General features: G+C 71.8%; 15 protein-coding genes. 9 read left to right on the forward strand and 6 right to left on the reverse strand.

Annotated features, from left to right (window positions below):
- Positions 1 to 26 precede the first annotated feature (26 nt).
- The 4 genes from tpiA to pgi all read left to right on the forward strand — a co-directional run bounded on the left by tpiA (position 27) and on the right by pgi (position 3,427).
- Positions 27 to 782: a triose-phosphate isomerase gene (gene tpiA, locus ACZ67M_RS05380; protein WP_361361630.1), complete on the forward strand. Its 756-nt coding sequence runs from the start codon at positions 27 to 29 to the stop codon at positions 780 to 782.
- A 119-nt stretch (positions 783 to 901) separates the two neighbouring features.
- Complete coding sequence (gene secG / locus ACZ67M_RS05385; RefSeq protein ID WP_030866729.1) at positions 902 to 1,132, forward strand: preprotein translocase subunit SecG; 231 nt, start codon at positions 902 to 904, stop codon at positions 1,130 to 1,132.
- Between the two features lie 199 nt (positions 1,133 to 1,331).
- A complete protein-coding gene (locus tag ACZ67M_RS05390) occupies positions 1,332 to 1,667 on the forward strand; it encodes an RNA polymerase-binding protein RbpA (protein WP_003976875.1) in 336 nt (111 codons plus the stop codon).
- Positions 1,668 to 1,771: 104 nt separating this feature from the next.
- Positions 1,772 to 3,427 (forward strand): glucose-6-phosphate isomerase, encoded by a 1,656-nt coding sequence (gene pgi / locus ACZ67M_RS05395; RefSeq protein ID WP_469849617.1) that lies wholly within the window; start codon positions 1,772 to 1,774, stop codon positions 3,425 to 3,427.
- 25 nt (positions 3,428 to 3,452) lie between these two features.
- On the opposite strand, the gene ACZ67M_RS05400 is transcribed toward pgi, so the two are convergent.
- The 3 genes from ACZ67M_RS05400 to ACZ67M_RS05410 are packed head-to-tail and all read right to left on the reverse strand — an operon-like array spanning position 3,453 to position 7,136.
- Complete coding sequence (locus ACZ67M_RS05400) at positions 3,453 to 5,786, reverse strand: FtsX-like permease family protein (RefSeq protein WP_469849618.1); 2,334 nt, start codon at positions 5,784 to 5,786, stop codon at positions 3,453 to 3,455.
- A 46-nt stretch (positions 5,787 to 5,832) separates the two neighbouring features.
- Entirely contained in the window at positions 5,833 to 6,624 is a 792-nt protein-coding gene (locus ACZ67M_RS05405) for an ABC transporter ATP-binding protein (RefSeq protein ID WP_392018431.1), read from the reverse strand.
- The gene (locus tag ACZ67M_RS05410) at positions 6,621 to 7,136 is read right to left on the reverse strand and encodes a PadR family transcriptional regulator (protein ID WP_122614869.1); all 516 of its coding nucleotides are present in this window, start codon (positions 7,134 to 7,136) and stop codon (positions 6,621 to 6,623) included. The genes ACZ67M_RS05405 and ACZ67M_RS05410 overlap by 4 nt, the downstream gene beginning before the upstream one ends.
- 110 nt (positions 7,137 to 7,246) lie before the next feature.
- Here ACZ67M_RS05410 and ACZ67M_RS05415 point away from each other — a divergent pair, with 110 nt between their 5' ends.
- From ACZ67M_RS05415 to ACZ67M_RS05435, 5 genes are all read left to right on the forward strand, one after another.
- A complete protein-coding gene (locus tag ACZ67M_RS05415) occupies positions 7,247 to 8,518 on the forward strand; it encodes an ABC transporter substrate-binding protein (protein WP_469849621.1) in 1,272 nt (423 codons plus the stop codon).
- A gap of 201 nt (positions 8,519 to 8,719) precedes the next feature.
- On the forward strand, positions 8,720 to 10,342 hold the full coding sequence (locus ACZ67M_RS05420) for a glycoside hydrolase family 13 protein (RefSeq protein ID WP_385803682.1): 1,623 nt from the start codon (positions 8,720 to 8,722) through the stop codon (positions 10,340 to 10,342).
- 36 nt (positions 10,343 to 10,378) lie between these two features.
- A complete protein-coding gene (locus tag ACZ67M_RS05425) occupies positions 10,379 to 11,707 on the forward strand; it encodes an ABC transporter substrate-binding protein (protein WP_469849623.1) in 1,329 nt (442 codons plus the stop codon).
- A 6-nt stretch (positions 11,708 to 11,713) separates the two neighbouring features.
- Positions 11,714 to 13,078: an ABC transporter permease subunit gene (locus ACZ67M_RS05430; RefSeq protein WP_392103538.1), complete on the forward strand. Its 1,365-nt coding sequence runs from the start codon at positions 11,714 to 11,716 to the stop codon at positions 13,076 to 13,078.
- A 10-nt stretch (positions 13,079 to 13,088) separates the two neighbouring features.
- Positions 13,089 to 13,928, forward strand: coding sequence for a carbohydrate ABC transporter permease (locus ACZ67M_RS05435; RefSeq protein WP_125492569.1), 840 nt, complete (start codon positions 13,089 to 13,091; stop codon positions 13,926 to 13,928).
- Between the two features lie 74 nt (positions 13,929 to 14,002).
- Here the strand turns inward: ACZ67M_RS05435 and pgl are convergent, their stop codons facing one another.
- From pgl to zwf, 3 genes are read right to left on the reverse strand one after another with little or no spacing between them, the layout of a single operon-like run.
- Entirely contained in the window at positions 14,003 to 14,788 is a 786-nt protein-coding gene (gene pgl, locus ACZ67M_RS05440; RefSeq protein WP_361361303.1) for a 6-phosphogluconolactonase, read from the reverse strand.
- A complete protein-coding gene (opcA, locus tag ACZ67M_RS05445; RefSeq protein WP_385803690.1) occupies positions 14,785 to 15,840 on the reverse strand; it encodes a glucose-6-phosphate dehydrogenase assembly protein OpcA in 1,056 nt (351 codons plus the stop codon). The genes pgl and opcA overlap by 4 nt, the downstream gene beginning before the upstream one ends.
- Positions 15,837 to 17,360: a glucose-6-phosphate dehydrogenase gene (gene zwf, locus ACZ67M_RS05450; RefSeq protein WP_361361299.1), complete on the reverse strand. Its 1,524-nt coding sequence runs from the start codon at positions 17,358 to 17,360 to the stop codon at positions 15,837 to 15,839. The genes opcA and zwf overlap by 4 nt, the downstream gene beginning before the upstream one ends.
- Position 17,361: the final 1 nt, after the last annotated feature.

The raw sequence follows: 17,361 nt of genomic DNA on the forward strand, positions 1-17,361 counted from the left end.
CCAATCCGTCCGGACGCACGCCGCTGATGGCGGGCAACTGGAAGATGAACCTCAACCACCTCGAGGCCATCGCCCACGTCCAGAAGCTCGCCTTCGCCCTCGCGGACAAGGACTACGACGCCGTCGAGGTCGCCGTCCTCGTGCCCTTCACCGACCTGCGCTCCGTGCAGACCCTGGTCGAGCACGACAAGCTCAAGGTCAAGTACGGCGCCCAGGACATCTCCGCCCACGACGGCGGCGCCTACACCGGCGAGATCTCCGGCGCGATGCTGGCCAAGCTGCGCTGCACGTACGTGGCGATCGGCCACTCCGAGCGCCGGCAGTACCACGCCGAGACCGACGAGCAGGTCAACGCCAAGGTCAAGGCCGCCTACAAGCACGGCCTGACCCCGATCATGTGCGTAGGCGAGGAGCTGGAGGTCCGCGAGGCGGGCAACCACGTCGCCCACACCCTCGCCCAGGTCGAGGGCGGTCTCAAGGACCTCCCGGCCGAGCAGGCCGAGTCGATCGTGATCGCCTACGAGCCCGTCTGGGCCATCGGCACCGGCAAGGTCTGCGGCGCCGACGACGCCCAGGAGGTCTGCGCGGCGATCCGCGGCAAGCTCGCCGAGCTGTACACGCAGGAGCTGGCCGACAAGGTCCGCATCCAGTACGGCGGCTCGGTCAAGTCCGGCAACGTCGCCGAGATCATGGCGCAGGCCGACATCGACGGCGCGCTGGTCGGCGGTGCCTCGCTGGACTCGGACGAGTTCGTCAAGATCGTCCGTTTCCGCGACCAGTAGGTCGACCGGTGAGTATGCGGTAGCGGCGATACGTCGTACCCTTGCGGGGGCATGGTGGCCTGCTGTCGCCCTGCCCCCGCCGTTCATCCGAAGCCGAGGAAGTTGGTCCAGCCGTGGTTATGGGGTTCTCGATCGCCCTGATCGTCTTCAGCCTGCTGCTGATGCTGCTGGTGCTGATGCACAAGGGGAAGGGCGGCGGCCTCTCCGACATGTTCGGTGGCGGCATGCAGTCGTCCGTCGGCGGATCCTCCGTCGCCGAGCGCAACCTCGACCGGATCACCGTGGTGGTCGGTCTGGCGTGGTTCGCGTGCATCATGGTGCTCGGCCTGCTCATGAAGGCGAACAACTGACACCTCACGCACTTGTACACGTAAAGCCCCATGTCCGGTACGCGCTTCACCGCGCCGCCTATCATGGGGCTTGCGTCTGTGCGCCGGAGCTTGTAACTCCAATCACTGGACGCGCGTTGGGCCTTACGTAGACTGAGGCGCTCGCAGCGAAGCGAACGCCGACTCGCTTTGCGGCACCATCACGCAGGGAGTTACGACCGTGGCAAGTGGCAACGCGATCCGGGGAAGCCGGGTCGGGGCGGGGCCGATGGGCGAGGCCGAGCGCGGCGAGTCCGCGCCGCGTCTGCGCATCTCCTTCTGGTGCTCCAACGGACACGAGACACAGCCGAGCTTCGCGAGCGACGCCCAGGTCCCCGAGACCTGGGACTGCCCGCGCTGCGGCTTCCCCGCCGGACAGGACCGGGACAACCCGCCGGACCCGCCGCGCACCGAGCCCTACAAGACGCATCTGGCGTACGTGCGCGAACGCCGCAGCGACGCGGACGGCGAGGCCATCCTCGCCGAGGCGCTCGCCAAACTGCGGGGCGAGATCTAGCAACGGGCGGAGTTCCGTCTCCGTCGGTCGCCTTCACCTCTGCTCCATTAGGTTGGAACAGCCGGGACAGCTGGGACACCTGAGGAAGAAGGCTGAAGACCGACATGAACGCAGACGGCCGTACCAGGCTCGACCAGAGGCCCGAATGGACCGCGCTGGCGAAGCATCGCGAGCAACTCGGTGACGTGCGGCTGCGCGAGCTGTTCGCCGCGGACCCGGGGCGTGGCACGGACTGGTCGCTGCGGGTGGGAGACCTCTACGTCGACCACTCGAAGCACCTGGTCACCGACGAGACGCTCCGACTGCTGCGCCGACTGGCCGCGGCCACCGGCGTGTTCGGGCTGCGGGACGCCATGTTCCGCGGCGAGCGGATCAACATCACCGAGGACCGGGCGGTCCTGCACACCGCGCTGCGCGCCCCGCGGGACGCGGTCGTCGAGGTCGACGGCGAGAACGTCGTGCCGAACGTGCACGCCGTCCTCGACAAGATGGCCGCCTTCTCCGACAGGGTGCGTTCCGGTGAGTGGACCGGTCACAGCGGGCGGCGCATCCGCAACGTCGTCAACATCGGCATCGGCGGCTCCGACCTCGGTCCGGCGATGGCGTACGAGGCGCTGCGGGCCTTCACCGACCGCTCGCTGACCTTCCGGTTCGTGTCCAACGTGGACGGCGCGGACCTGCACGAGGCGGTGCGGGACCTGGACCCGGCCGAGACGCTGTTCATCGTGGCGTCCAAGACGTTCACCACGATCGAGACGATCACGAACGCGACCTCGGCACGCTCCTGGCTGCTCGACGCGTTCGACGGTGACGACAAGGCGGTCGCGAAGCACTTCGTGGCGCTGTCGACGAACGCGGAGAAGGTCTCCGGCTTCGGGATCGACACGGCCAACATGTTCGAGTTCTGGGACTGGGTCGGCGGCCGGTACTCCTACGACTCGGCGATCGGCCTGTCCCTGATGATCGCCATCGGGCCGGACCGCTTCCGGGAGATGCTCGACGGCTTCCGCATCGTCGACGACCACTTCCGCACCGCGCCCGCCGAATCCAACGTGCCTCTGCTGATGGGCCTGTTGGGCGTCTGGTACGGCAACTTCCACGACGCGCAGTCGCACGCGGTGCTGCCGTACTCGCACTACCTGTCGAAGTTCACCGCCTACCTCCAGCAGCTCGACATGGAGTCCAATGGCAAGTCCGTCGACCGCGAGGGCCGCGAGGTGGAGTGGCAGACCGGGCCGGTGGTCTGGGGCACGCCCGGCACCAACGGGCAGCACGCCTACTACCAGCTGATCCACCAGGGCACCAAGCTCATCCCGGCGGACTTCATCGGCTTCGCCGAGCCGGTCGGCGAGCTGAGCGAGCAGCTGAAGGCCCAGCACGACCTGCTGATGGCCAACTTCTTCGCCCAGACCCAGGCCCTCGCCTTCGGCAAGACGGCCGACGAGGTGCGCGCCGAGGGAGTACCGGAGGCGCTGGTCCCGCACAAGACGTTCCGGGGCGACCGTCCGACGACCACCATCCTCGCGCGGGAACTGACCCCGTCGGTACTCGGGCAGCTCGTCGCGCTCTACGAGCACAAGGTGTTCGTGCAGGGCGCGATCTGGGGCGTCGACTCCTTCGACCAGTGGGGCGTCGAACTCGGCAAGGTGCTCGCCAAGCGGGTGGAGCCGGCGCTCACGGAAGGGGCGGAAGTGCCCGGTCTGGACGCCTCCACGAAGGCGCTGGTCGCCGCCTACCGGGAGCTGCGCGGCCGGCGGTGACCACGGTGCGGGTGGCCCGGCCCGGTCAGGCCACCGCGCTCAACGTGTCCGCCAGACGTCTGCGGGCCGCCCGGGCCGACGGTACGGCGGCCAGGGCCGCGGCACCGAGCACGGCCGCCGTGCCGAGGAGCGCCAGGAACGCGGGGGAGGGGGACCGGGCGATCCCCGCGCCGATGCCGCTGGACGCACCCTGGGCGTCGATCAGCCAGTGCGCCAGCGGCAGCCCGAGGGCGGTGGCGAGGAGCACGGCCGCCAGCGCGGTGCAGCCGGTGGCCGCGACGGTGATGCCGGTGATCTGCCGCGGGGACAGGCCGATCGCCTTGAGGGCGAGCAGGTCCCGCTCGCTCTCGCGGACGGTACCGCCGATCGCGGTGAGCAGTTCGATCAGCCCGATCAGGGCGAGCACGGCGATCAGCCCGAGGACGACCCCGCGCAGCGGGGAGAGCCCGTCGGCCGGGTTGGCCGCGGCGTGCACGTCGAGCCGGCCCGCTCCGGCCTCGGCGAGCCGCCCGGCCACGCCGTCCGGGTCGGCGCCGGGGTCCAGGCGCACCTGGTAGAAGGTCGGGTTCAGCCGCGGGTCGTTCTCCCTGAGGGTGTCCAGGGACGTGGAGATCACCCGGCCGGCGTTCTCCGGCTCGATGCTGCGGCCCACGATGTGCAGGATCTGCGGCTGGTCACCGACGGTCATCCGCACCCAGTCGCCGACCTCCACCTCCAGCAGGTCGAGCAGCCCCTGCCCGGCCACCGCCTCGTCCGGACCCTGCGCGCGGCGGCCGTCGGCCAGGGCGTACGGGTAGGGGTCCTCGCGGGTGCCGAGTCCGCGCAGCGCGATGGTCGCGGTCTGGCCCGGCACCAGGGCGGCCACCTCGACGCCCGGATAGGCGGCGGAGACCTCCGGGTCGCGCTCCAGCAGGGCACGGGTGGAGCGGTCGCCGAGTCCGGCGTCGGCGCGGACGGAGAGGGCGGTCGGCAGCCCGATCTGCTCCGGCTCGCTGTGGAAGCGGTCGATCGTGGTCCACGCGCTCATCGCCACCACGATCAGCAGCAGCGGCAGGGTGAGCCGGGCGACCGTGGCCAGTGAGCGGGGGCGCCGGGTGAACGCCTTGTGCCAGCCGAGGACGAGCGCGGGCGGCACCCGGATGTCGAGCGGACCCTCACGCCCCCGCACCCCGCGCACCCTGAATCCGCGCACCCCCAGGGCGCGGCGGGCCGTACCCGACAGCCCGCCGCCCCGGGCCGCCGCCGGACGGGGCACCGGAACCGGTGGCACCCGGCCCGCGCGCCAGGCCGCCAGCCCGGTGGTGGCGCCGATGAACAGGACCGCGCCCGCCGGTACGGCGAACAGGGCGACGGTGTGTCCGGGCAGCCCCTGCCACACGCCGACCGCGTCACCCAGCCGCCCGGGGACCAGGCTGCCGAGGGCCTGGGTGAGCGCGGCGGCGGCCACCGCCCCGAGCAGGGCGTAGGCGAGGTGCTGGAGCAGGAAGACCCGGACGACCTGGCCCGGGGTGAAGCCGATCGCCTTCAGCACGGAGATGTCGCGCAGATGACCCCGGATCCGGGTGCCGATCGCCCCGTGCACCGCGAACCCCGCGGCGAGCAGCGCGCCCAGCCCGAACAGGCCGAGGACCTGGCCGAGCAGCCGGTTGTCGCCCTGCGCCTCCGCGCGGGCCTGCTGCCAGGTGGAGACCTGCCCGATCGCCCCGGCGCCCAGCACGGTCACCGCGCGCTGCACGACGTAGTCCGTGTCCCCGGGGTCGGTCAGCCGCAGCCCGATCACCTGGCCGCCCGGGTCGGGCAGCCCGCCCGGCGGCGCCCACACCAGGCCCGGCTGCTCGCCCGGACGGTAGCGGCGCTCGGGGCTGTCGGCGATGCCGAGCACCGTCAGGGTCCGGGGCGTACCCGGCAGGGTGAGGGCGTCCCCGGGCTGGGCCAGCAGCGCGCGGGCCAGACGGCTCTCCAGGACCACCCCGTCGGGATCCGACTGGTCGAGCCAGCGCCCCGCGGTGAGCAGCGGCCGCCCCACGTCGGGTTCCCCGGCGGTGCCGCGCAGCTCGACGGAGGCGCGGGTGCCGCGCACGGCGACGGTCGTGGAGGCGGTGGGGTAGGGGCCGGCGACGGTCCGGACGCCGTCCAGACCGGCCAGCTCGCGGGTGTCGGCGCCGGCGTCGGTGTGCAGCCAGACGTGGGCGCCGCGGGCCTGCGTGAAGACGCGCTGCCAGGGGTTGGTCGCGTACCCGAACAGGGCCGTGGCCAGCAGCAGCGAGGCGACGATGCCCGCGGTGGCGAGGACGAGGAACAGCGCCTCGCCCCGGTGCGCGCGCAGATCGGAGTGGGCCCGGCGCAGGGTGGCTCGCACTCAGCGCTCCGGTGCGCGGTGCGCGCGGTGGTCGTACGCCCGCATGTCAGTCCTTGAGTTCCAGCACGGCGGACGTGCCGGGCCGGCGGCTCGGGGGCGGGCCGGCGTCCAGTTCGGCGTCGTCGGCCATGCGCCCGTCGAAGAAGCTGATCACCCGGTCCGCGGCGCTCGCGAGCCGCGCGTCGTGGGTGACCAGCAGGATCGTCTGACCGCGCTGGTGGAAGCGGGTCAGCAGCCGCATCACCTCGCGGGTGCCCTTGCTGTCCAGGCTGCCCGCGGGCTCGTCGGCCAGCAGCAGCGGCGGATGGTTGACCAGCGCCCGGGCGAGCGCCACCCGCTGCTGCTCGCCGCCGGACAGCTCACCGGGCATGCTGCGCTCCTTGCCCGCCAGGCCCAGCTCGGCCAGCAGCTCCTCCCGCTCGGCGCGCGCCCGCTTCGGCGGCACCCCGGCGAGCAGGGCGGGCAGTTCGACGTTGTCGGCGACGGACAGGTCGGAGACCAGGTTGAAGAACTGGAAGACGATCCCGATGCGCTTCCTGCGCTCGACCGCCCAGCGCGCCTCGCTGTACCGGTCCGTGCACGCGCCGTCCAGCCAGAGGCTCCCGGCGTCCGGCCGCTGGAGCCCGCCGAGCAGGTGCAGCAGCGTCGACTTCCCGGCGCCGGACGGCCCGGTGATCGCCACGAACTCGCCCCGCCGCACGGACAGGTCGACCCCGCGCACGGCGTGGGCCGGGGCACCCTCGCCGTGGTGCGTCTTGACCAGGCCCTCGGCGCGCAGCACGGGAGCCTCGTCCTCGCTCGCCCCGGAGGTGCCCCCGGGGCCGGCCCCAGCGCTCACTCCAGCTCCTCCAGCTCTTCCTGACACCGTTCCAGCCAGTCGAGGTCGGCCTGCAGGTGCAGCATCGCGCCCTCGATGAGGAGGTGGGCGACGCGGTTGTCGCGGTCTTCGGCGGCGGCCAGCTTCGACAACTGCCGCATCGTGTTCAGATACTGCCGCCGCTGCTTGTTGATGAGGGCGACCTGGTCGGCGAGCCCCGTCTGCGGAGCCAGGGCGAGCTTCATGAAGAACTCGTCCCGCACCCGCGGTTCGTCCGCCGTCTCCTCGTACCAGGCCCGCAGCTCGTCGCGCCCGGCGTCGGTGAGGTGGTAGACCTTCTTGTTGGGCCGGCTCGACTGCTCGATGTCCTCGCCCTCGATCAGTCCCGTCTTCTCGAGACGGCCGAGGGTGACGTAGATCTGGCCGACGTTCGGCTGAGGGTACGCGGAGCCCAGCAGTTGCTCAAGGTCCTGCTTCAGCTCGTAGCCGTGGGCCGGTCCGCGGGCCAGAAGGGCCAGAAGGTGCAGGCGCACTCAGCCGTCCTTCCCTTCTGGTCACATGTGCTCCAGGCCCTAGTATCGCGCATACCTAACAGGTATACATGGCCCCTGACCGGTGTACGAGGGTGTACAGGGAGGAACCTATGCGGTGGATCCACGCCGCCGGTAGGGGCCTTCTCGTCCTGGTGGTGCTCCTGACCGGCTACGCCGCCTCGGGCGCCCGCGCCGACGTGGGCGCCGGGAGCGGGCGCGGGCCGCTCACGCTGGCCACCGCCGGTGACCTCACCGGCTACCTCGGCCCGCTGCTGGAGGGCTGGAACCGCGACCATCCCGGCGAGAAGGTCACCCTCGTCGAACTGCCCGACTCCGCCGACGAGACCCGCGCGCAGATGGCCACCGACCTGCGCGACGGCGACCGGCACCGCTTCGACGTCCTCAACATCGACGTCAACTGGACCTCCGAGTTCGCCGCCGCGGGCTGGATACGCCCGCTGCCCCGCGACCGCTTCCCGCTCGGGACCTTCCTGCCGCCGGTCGTCGACACCGCGACCTACGACGGGCGGCTGTACGCCGTCCCGTACGTCACCAACGCCGGCCTCCTCCTGTACCGCAAGGACGTCCTCGCGGCGGAGGGCGTCCCGCCGCCGCGCACCTGGGCCGAGCTGGAGCGGTACGCCGAGACCCTCGCCCCGAAGCACGGGCTCGACGGCTACGCGGGGCAGTTCCTGCCCTACGAGGGCCTCACCGTCAACGCGGCCGAGGCCGTGTACTCGGCCGGCGGCAGCATCCTCGGCGACGAGGGCGAACGCGTCACCGTGGACTCGGCGGCGGCCCGCGAGGGCATCGGGTTCCTGGCCCGCGGGGTGCGCGAGGGCTGGATTCCCAGGGACGCGCTGACCTACAAGGAGGAGGAGTCCAAGCGGGCCTTCCAGGAGGGCCGCCTGCTCTTCCTGCGCAACTGGCCCTACGCCTACGTGGGCGCCTCCGCCGAGGACTCGAAGATCGCCGGGAAGGTCGGCGCGGTGCCGCTGCCCGGCCCCGACGGGCCCGGAGCGAGCGTCCTGGGCGGCTCGAACCTCGCCGTCGGCACCCACGCCCGGCACCCCGACTCGGCCGCGCGCCTCATCGCGTACCTGACCAGCGAGCGTGTTCAGCGCCAGGTCCTCACGCGCGGCGCGCTGCCGCCCGTACGGGCCGACCTCTACGAGGACCCCCGGCTCGTCGAGGCGTTCCCGTATCTGCCGACCCTGCGCGAGAGCGTGCTCGCCGCCGCCCCGCGCCCCAAGAGCCCGCGCTACGACCAGGTCAGCCTGGCCGTGCAGGCGGTCGTGCACGACGCGATGACCGGGCGGCAGACGCCCGAGGCGGCGGTGCGCCGGCTGGCGCGCGAACTGGCCGCGATCTCCCACCGCTGAGCTTCGCCGGGTTTCGCGCCGGGCTTTCTAGTTACGTGTTAGGTAACGCCGACGTCTCATCTGCGCTCGCGGTGTGCTGCTAAGTCCTGATATAGGTACCCAACCAGCCAGTAGCTTCTGTTTCTTTCGTTGACACCCTCGCGACATCGCTACCTAACATGCATGCACAACGGCAGCGGCTCTCGACAGACGGGTCCATGAGTGAACAGGCACCACTGGTGGCGTGACGCGGTGATCTACCAGGTCTACGTCCGCAGCTTTCTCGACAGCACCGGAGACGGCGTCGGCGACCTCGCCGGGGTCCGGGCCGGACTGCCGTACCTGCGCAAGCTCGGCGTGGACGGGATCTGGCTGAGCCCCTTCTACCCGTCGCCGCAGCACGACCACGGCTACGACGTCGCCGACTACCGCGGTGTCGACCCGCTCTTCGGCGACCTCGACGAGTTCGACGCGCTGGTCGCCGCGGCCCGGCGCCTCGGCGTGCGGGTGCTGCTGGACATCGTCCCCAACCACTGCTCCAGCGAGCACCCGTGGTTCCGCGAGGCCCTCGCCGCCGAGCCCGGCAGCCCGGCCCGCGCCCGCTTCCACTTCGCCGACGGCCGCGGCCCGGACGGCGACGAGCCGCCCAACAACTGGCACGCCATGTTCGGCGGCCCGGCCTGGACCCGCGTGACGGAGCCCGACGGCCGGCCCGGCCAGTGGTACCTGCACATGTTCACGCCCGAGCAGCCGGACTGGAACTGGCGCACCCCCGAGGTCGCCGCCGAGTTCGACCGGATACTCCGCTTCTGGCTGGACCGCGGGGTCGACGGCTTCCGCATCGACGTCGCCGCCGGCCTCTACAAGCACCCCGACCTGCCGGACTCCCCGGACCCGGAGGCCGACGCCCGCACCCGCGACTCGGTCAACCCGCTCGCCTGGAACCAGCCCGAGGTGCACGACGTGTGGCGCCAGTGGCGCGCCGTGTGCGAGGAGTACGCCGGCCGCGACGGCCGCGAACGCCTCCTGGTCGGCGAGGTGTCCGTCCCGTCGGCCCGCGAACACGCGCGCTACGTCCGCCCCGACGAACTCCACCAGGCCTTCTTCTTCGACCTGCTCGGCGCCCCCTGGGACCCCGACGCGTTCCGCAAGGTCATCTCCGAGGCCATGCAGGACATCGCCGGGACCGGCTCCACGGTCACCTGGGTCCTCAACAACCACGACCAGGTCCGCACCGTCACCCGCTACGGCGAACCCGCCCCCGACGGCAGCGGACTCGGCACCGCCCGCGCCCGTGCCGCCGCCCTGCTGATGCTGGCGCTGCCCGGGGCCGCGTACATCTACCAGGGCGAGGAACTGGGCCTGCCCGAGGTCGTCGACCTGCCCGACGACGTGCTCACCGACCCGATCTTCCACCGCACCGGCAGCCGGGCCCGGGTCCGCGACGGCTGCCGGGTGCCGCTGCCCTGGTCGGGACAGGCGTCCCCGTTCGGCTTCACCTCGGGCGACGGGAGCGCCAAGCCCTGGCTGCCGCAGCCGGAGTACTTCGCCGAGTACGCCACCGACCGCGCCCTCGCCGACACCCGCTCCTTCTGGCACCTCTACCGCGACGGCCTCCAGCTCCGGGGCGACCTGCCCCAGCTGGGGGAGGGCACCCTGCGCTGGCTGGACACCCCGCCCGGCGTCCTCGCGTTCGTCCGCGGCGACGGACTGGTCTGCGCCGTCAACTTCGGCACCGCCCCGACGCCCGCACCGGTCCCCGGCACCCCGCTGCTGAGCAGCGGCCCCTGCCCGGCCGGCTCGCTGCCCGGCTCCACCGCCGCCTGGTGGATCGCCGACCTCTGACCTCGCTCCGCCCACCCCTTCGAAGGGACATCAACGATGATGCGACGACGTTCCACCCTGCTCACCGGCTGCACCGCCCTCGTACTCGCCCTCGGCGCGACCGCCTGCGGCGGCGGCGGACCCGTCTCGGCCGGCGGCGGCGACAAGGCGCTCAGCGGCCAGTCCGTCACCGTCGCCGGGGTCTGGTCCGGCACCGAACAGGCGAACTTCCAGAAGGTGCTGGACGCCTTCACCGAGAAGACCGGCGCCAAGACCTCGTTCGTCTCCACCGGCGACAACGTCTCCACCGTCGTCGGCAGCAAGATCGAGGGCGGCAACGCCCCCGACGTCGTGATGGTCCCGCAGGTCGGCGTGCTCCAGCAGTTCGCCGCGAAGGGCTGGCTGAAGCCGCTGTCCAAGACGGTCCAGCAGTCCGTGGACAGCAACTTCGCGAACGTCTGGAAGTCGTACGGCAGCGTCGACGGCACCCTCTACGGCCTCTACTTCAAGGCCGCCCACAAGTCGACCGTCTGGTACAGCCCCGACGCCCTCGCCCAGGCCGGGGTCGAGCCGCCGAAGAGCTACGACGAGATGCTGAAGGCCGGGCAGACCGTCTCCGACTCCGGGCTCGCCGCCTTCTCGGTCGCCGGGCAGGACGGCTGGACGCTGACCGACTGGTTCGAGAACGTCTACCTCTCCCAGGCGGGACCGGAGAAGTACGACGCCCTGGCCGCCCACGAACTGAAGTGGACCGACGCAAGCGTGGTGGAGGCGCTCACCACCCTCGGCAAGCTCTTCAAGGACAAGCAGCTCGTCCAGGGCGGTCAGAAGGGCGCCCTGAACACCGACTTCCCGGGCTCCGTGGAGAAGGTCTTCGGCCCGAAGCCCGAGGCCGGCATGGTCTACGAGGGCGACTTCGTCGCCGGGGTGGCCAAGGACCAGTTCGGCAAGGAGATCGGCAAGGACGCCGACTTCTTCCCGTTCCCCGCGGTCGCCGGCGGTGAGGCGCCGGTGGTCAGCGGCGGTGACGCGGCCGTCGTCCTCAAGGACGGGAAGAACTCCAAGGCCGGAACGGCGCTCCTGGAGTACCTCGCGACGCCGGAGGCCGCGGCCGTCTGGGCCGAGGCGGGCGGCTTCCTCTCCCCGAACAAGAAGCTCGACCTCGCCTCCTACGGCGACGACGTCAGCAGGGCCACCGCCAAGTCCCTGGTGGGCGCCGGGGACTCGGTCCGCTTCGACATGTCCGACCAGGCACCGGCGGCCTTCGGCGGCACCAAGGGCACGGGCGAGTGGAAGATCCTCCAGGACTTCCTGCGCGACCCGTCCGACCCGAAGGCGACCGCCGCGCAGCTGGAGGCCGCGGCGGCCAAGGCATACAAGGGCTGACCGGTCATGACCTCGACCCTGGTGAAAGAGGCGAGCCCGCCCACCGCCCCCGGACCGGCGCCGCTGCGGCGCCCCCGGCGGCGCCGGGCGGCCGTCGCCCTGCTCTTCGTCCTCCCCGCGCTGCTCCTGCTCGGCGCGCTCGTCGTCTACCCCGTGCTGTTCTCCGTCGGCCGCAGCTTCTTCGACGCCTCGGGAACCCGCTTCGTGGGCGGCGAGAACTACACCGAGATGTTCCGCGACCCGGCCACCCTCAAGGCCATCCGCAACACGGCGATCTGGGTCGTGATCGCACCCACGCTGCTGACCGGCCTCGGCCTGATCCTCGCCGTCCTGGTCGAGAAGGTCCGCTGGGCCACCGCCTTCAAGCTGCTGCTCTTCATGCCGATGGCGGTGTCCTTCCTCGCCGCCGGCATCATCTTCCGGCTCGCCTACGACCACGACCCGGACAAGGGCGTCCTCAACGCCGCCGTGACCGGCGTCCACGACGCCTTCGCCGACACCGCCTCCTACCCGACCGCGCGGGCGCGCGAGGGACAGGACGGCGGCCTGGTCAAGGCGGCGGACGGCGCGTACCGGACGAGTGCCGGGGTGTCCCCCGGGGAAACGGTGGCGCTCGGGCTCGTCGGGGTGCTGCCCGACGACCTGCCGTCCGGCACGGAGCCGGCGTACGGCGCGGCCGGACGCGAGGCGGCGCCCGGTGAGGTGCGCGGTGTCGTCTACCTGGACTTCACGCCCGGCGGGGGAGGGGAGCAGGGCAGGGTGGACCGGCGCGAGAGCGGGCTGCCCGGAATGACGGTAGAGGCCGTGCGCGACGGACGTACGGTCGCCACCGCCACCACCGCGTCCGACGGCTCCTTCCGCTTCGAGTCGCTGGCCGACGGCTCGTACGCCGTCGAGCTGCCCGCCTCGAACTTCGCCCCGCCCTACGAGGGCGTCTCCTGGCTCGGGCCCGCGCTGGTCACGCCCGCGATCATCGGCGCGTACCTGTGGATCTGGACCGGGTTCGCGATGGTGCTGATCGGCGCCGGCCTGTCGTCGCTGCCGCGCGACGCGCTGGAGGCGGCGCGGATGGACGGCGCGAACGAGTGGCAGATCTTCCGGCGGATCACCGTACCCCTGCTGGCGCCGGTGCTCACGGTCGTCTTCATCACCCTCGTCATCAACGTGATGAAGGTCTTCGACCTCGTCTACATCATCGCGCCCGGGCCGGTGCAGGAGGACGCGACGGTGCTCGCGACGCAGATGTGGCTGGTGTCGTTCGGCGGCGGCAACAACCAGGGGCTCGGCAGCGCGCTGGGCGTACTGCTCCTGCTGCTCGTCGTCCCGGCCATGGTCTTCAACGTCCGCCGCTTCAAGAGGAGTCAGCGATGAGGAGTCAGCGATGAACGCCGTCCGGCGCTATCTGGGCAACGGAGTCGTCCAGGCCTTCCTCGTGCTCGTCGGTCTCGTGTGGATGACGCCGCTGGCCGGGCTCTTCCTCTCCTCGCTCCGGTCGGCCGAGGAGACGGCGGAGGGCGGCTGGTGGACGGCGCTGGCCAGTCCCGGGCAGCTGTCCCTCGACAACTACTCGGCGCTGCTGGGCAACTCGGGCATCACCCAGGCCTTCTGGAACACGGTGCTGATCTCGGTGCCGACGACGGTGCTCGTCGTGGTCGTCGGGGCGCTCGCCGGGTACGCCTTCGCGTGGCTGGACTTCCCGGGGCGCGAGGCGATCTTCCTGATCGTCGTGGCGCTGCTGGTGGTGCCCGTGCAGATCGGGCTGCTGCCGGTCGCCAAGCTCTTCGGGCAGCTGGGGCTGTTCGGGACCATCCCGGGTGTGGTGCTGTTCCATGTGGCGTACGGGCTGCCGTTCGCGGTGTTCCTGCTGCGGAACTACTTCGCCGAGATGCCCAAGGAGATGCTGGAGGCCGCCCGCATGGACGGCGGCACCGAATGGCGGATCTTCATCCGGCTGGTGCTGCCGGTGGGGCGGCCGGCCATCGCCAGCCTCGCCATCTTCCAGTTCCTGTGGGTGTGGAACGACATGCTGGTGGCGCTGCTGTTCGCGGACAGCTCGGCGCAGCCGCTGACCGTGGAACTCCAGTCGCAGATCCGGCAGTTCGGGAGCAACATCGACGTGCTGGCGCCGGGGGCCTTCCTGTCGCTCGTCGTGCCGGTGGTCGTGTTCTTCGCCTTCCAGCGGCACTTCGTGCAGGGGGTCATGGCGGGGTCGGTGAAGTAGTGAGGGGCGGGGCGGTGAGGATTCTCCAGTGAGGATCCTCACCGCCCCGCCCCTCCAACGCCGAACGGGCCGGCTTAGGCCGATGCCGGCGGGTACAGCGACCTCGGCAACTGCGACGCCGCCGCCGAGTCCAGCAGCCACAGGGTGCGGGCGCGGCCCTTCGCGCCGGCCGCCGGGGCCTGGATCTCACCCGCGCCCGACAGGGCCATCGCGACCGCGTTCGCCTTGTCCTCGCCCGCCGCGAGCAGCCACACCTCGCGGGCCGCGCGGATCGCGGGCAGGGTGAGCGAGACGCGGGTCGGCGGCGGCTTGGGGGAGCCGTGGACGCCGATCACCGTGCGCTCCGTCTCCCGCACGCCCGGGTGCTCCGGGAACAGGGAGGCGACGTGCGTGTCCGGGCCGACGCCCAGCAGCAGGACGTCGAAGGACGGCACCGCGGCGTGGTTCTCGGGGACGGACGCCTCCGCCAGCTCCCGCGCGTACGCCGCCGCGGCGGCCTCCGCGTCGTCGCCGTGCGGGCCGTCGGACGCCGGCATCGCGTGCACCCGCTTCGGGTCCAGCGGCACCGAGTCCAGCAGCGCCCGGCGCGCCTGGGTGACGTTGCGCTCCGGGTCGCCCTCGGGCAGGAAGCGCTCGTCGCCCCACCACAGGTCGAGACGGCTCCAGTCGATCGCGTCCCGGGCCGGGGACCCGGCGAGCGCCGCGAGCAGGCCGTTGCCGTTGCGCCCGCCGGTGAGGACCACGGACGCGCTGCCCCGGGAGGCCTGCGCGTCCACGATCTTCGTGATCAGGCGGGCCGCGGCTGCCTCGGCCATCAGCTCCTTGTCGCGGTGCACGACCAGCTGAGGGGTCTCGCTCACTTCGCCGCCGCCTTCCTCACCGGTGTCTTCTCCTGCGCCGCGTCCTTCGCGCGGGCCTTCGCGACCGTTTCGACGGGAGCGGCGACCGCGACGGCGCCCTCCCGGCCGCCGGCGTCTCCTTTGGCCGGGGAGTTCAGCCGCTCCACCCCGTAGCGCAGCGCCGAGGCGTAGGTGTCGTCCGGGTCGAGGCGCCGCAGCTCCTCCGCGATCAGCTCGGCCGTGTCGCGGCGCTTGAGCGCCACCGCGCGGGACGGCTGCCCCTGGATCGACAGGTTCGCGAGCGACCCGTCGGCCCGGTCCAGGACGACCGGGCCGCAGTCGGTGTCCATCCGGACCGCCGTCAGACCCGGGCCGCTCGACGCGGACCGCTTCACCGGCACGTCCAGCCGGTCCGCCAGCCACATCGCCAGCAGCTCGCAGCTCGGGTTGAACTCCTCGCCCTCCACCTCGACCGCCTGCACCTGGCAGTCGACCTGGTCCAGGGCCGCCGCCAGCATCGAGCGCCACGGCGTGATGCGCGTCCACGACAGGTCGGTGTCGCCCGGCGCATAGGCGTCGGCACGGGCCGCCAGCTCCCGGACCGGCTCCTCGCAGGCGTAGGTGTCGGTGACCCGGCGCTGGGCGAGGGCTCCGAGCGGATCCCGGGCCGGGTCCAGCGGCGCGTTCACCGGCCACCACACCACGACCGGCGCGTCCGGCAGCAGCAGCGGCAGGACCACCGACTGGGCGTGGTCGACGACGTCGCCGTACAGCCGCAGCACGATCGTCTCGCCGGTGCCCGCGTCGGCGCCGAGGCGCACCTCGGCGTCCAGCCGGGACCTGGTCCGGTCCCGGGGTGAGCGCGAGACGCGCTTGATGACGACGAGCGTGCGCGAGGGGTGCTCGTGCGCGGCGTCGCTCGCGGCCTTCAGCGCGTCGTAGGCGTTCTCCTCGTCGGTGACGATGACCAGCGTCAGCACCATGCCGATGGCCGGGGTGCCGATGGCCCGGCGGCCGAGGACCAACGCCTTGTTGATCTTGCTGGCCGTGGTGTCCGTGAGGTCCGTCTTCATGGGCGGCGCCAGCTCCGTCCGTCTCGCTCCAGCATGTCGTCGGCCTCGACGGGGCCCCAGGTGCCGGCCGGATACTGGGCCGGCGTGCCGTGCTGGTCCCAGTACACCTCGATCGGGTCGAGGATCTTCCAGGACAGCTCGACCTCCTCCGTGCGCGGGAAGAGGTTCGCGTCGCCGAGCAGCACGTCCAGGATGAGGCGCTCGTACGCCTCGGGGCTGGACTCCGTGAAGGACTCGCCGTACGCGAAGTCCATGGACACGTCCCGGATCTCCATCGACGTGCCCGGCACCTTGGAGCCGAACCGGACCGTGACGCCCTCGTCGGGCTGGACGCGGATGACGATCGCGTTCGAGCCCAGTTCCTCGGTGGCCGTCGTGTCGAAGGGGGAGTGCGGGGCCCGCTGGAAGACGACCGCGATCTCCGTGACGCGTCGGCCCAGGCGCTTGCCGGTGCGCAGGTAGAAGGGGACGCCCGCCCAGCGGCGGTTGTCGATGCCGACCTTGATCGCGGCGTAGGTGTCGGTCTTCGACTTGGGGTCGATTCCCTCTTCCTCCAGGTAGCCGACGGCCTTCTCGCCGCCCTGCCACCCGGCCGCGTACTGCGCGTGCACGGTGTCCCGGCCCAGGTCCTTCGGGATCCGGACCGCGCCGAGCACCTTGGTCTTCTCGGCGGCCAGCGCGTCCGCGTCGAAGGAGGCGGGCTCCTCCATCGCGGTCAGCGCGAGCAGCTGGAGGAGGTGGTTCTGGATGACGTCGCGGGCGGCGCCGATGCCGTCGTAGTAGCCGGCCCGGCCGCCGATGCCGATGTCCTCGGCCATCGTGATCTGCACGTGGTCCACGTACGACCGGTTCCAGATCGGCTCGAACATCGTGTTGGCGAACCGCAGCGCCAGGATGTTCTGGACGGTCTCCTTGCCCAGGTAGTGGTCGATGCGGAAGACCTGGTCGGAGCCGAAGACCTCGTGGACGATCGCGTTCAGTTCCTCGGCCGACTTCAGGTCGTGGCCGAACGGCTTCTCGATCACCGCGCGGCGCCAGGAGCCGCTGGACTGGTCGGCCAGCCCGTGCTTCTTCAGCTGCTGGATGACGACCGGGAAGGACTTCGGCGGCACCGAGAGGTAGAAGGCGAAGTTGCCGCCCGTCCCCTGTGCCTTGTCCAGCTCCTCGATGGTGCCGCGCAGCCTCTCGAAGGCGTCGTCGTCGTCGAAGGTGCCCTGGACGAAGCGCATCCCCTGGATGAGCTGCTGCCAGACCTCCTCGCGGAACGGCGTGCGCGAGTGTTCCTTGACGGCGTCATGCACGACCTGGGCGAAGTCCTCGTGTTCCCAGTCGCGGCGGGCGAATCCGACGAGCGAGAAGCCCGGCGGCAGCAGACCCCGGTTGGCGAGGTCGTACACGGCGGGCATGAGCTTCTTGCGGGAGAGGTCGCCGGTGACGCCGAAGATGACCAGACCCGACGGCCCCGCGATGCGCGGGAGCCGTCGGTCTGCGGGGTCACGCAGCGGGTTGCTGCTTGACAAT

This window comes from Streptomyces sp. NPDC107500 (genome assembly GCF_055582785.1).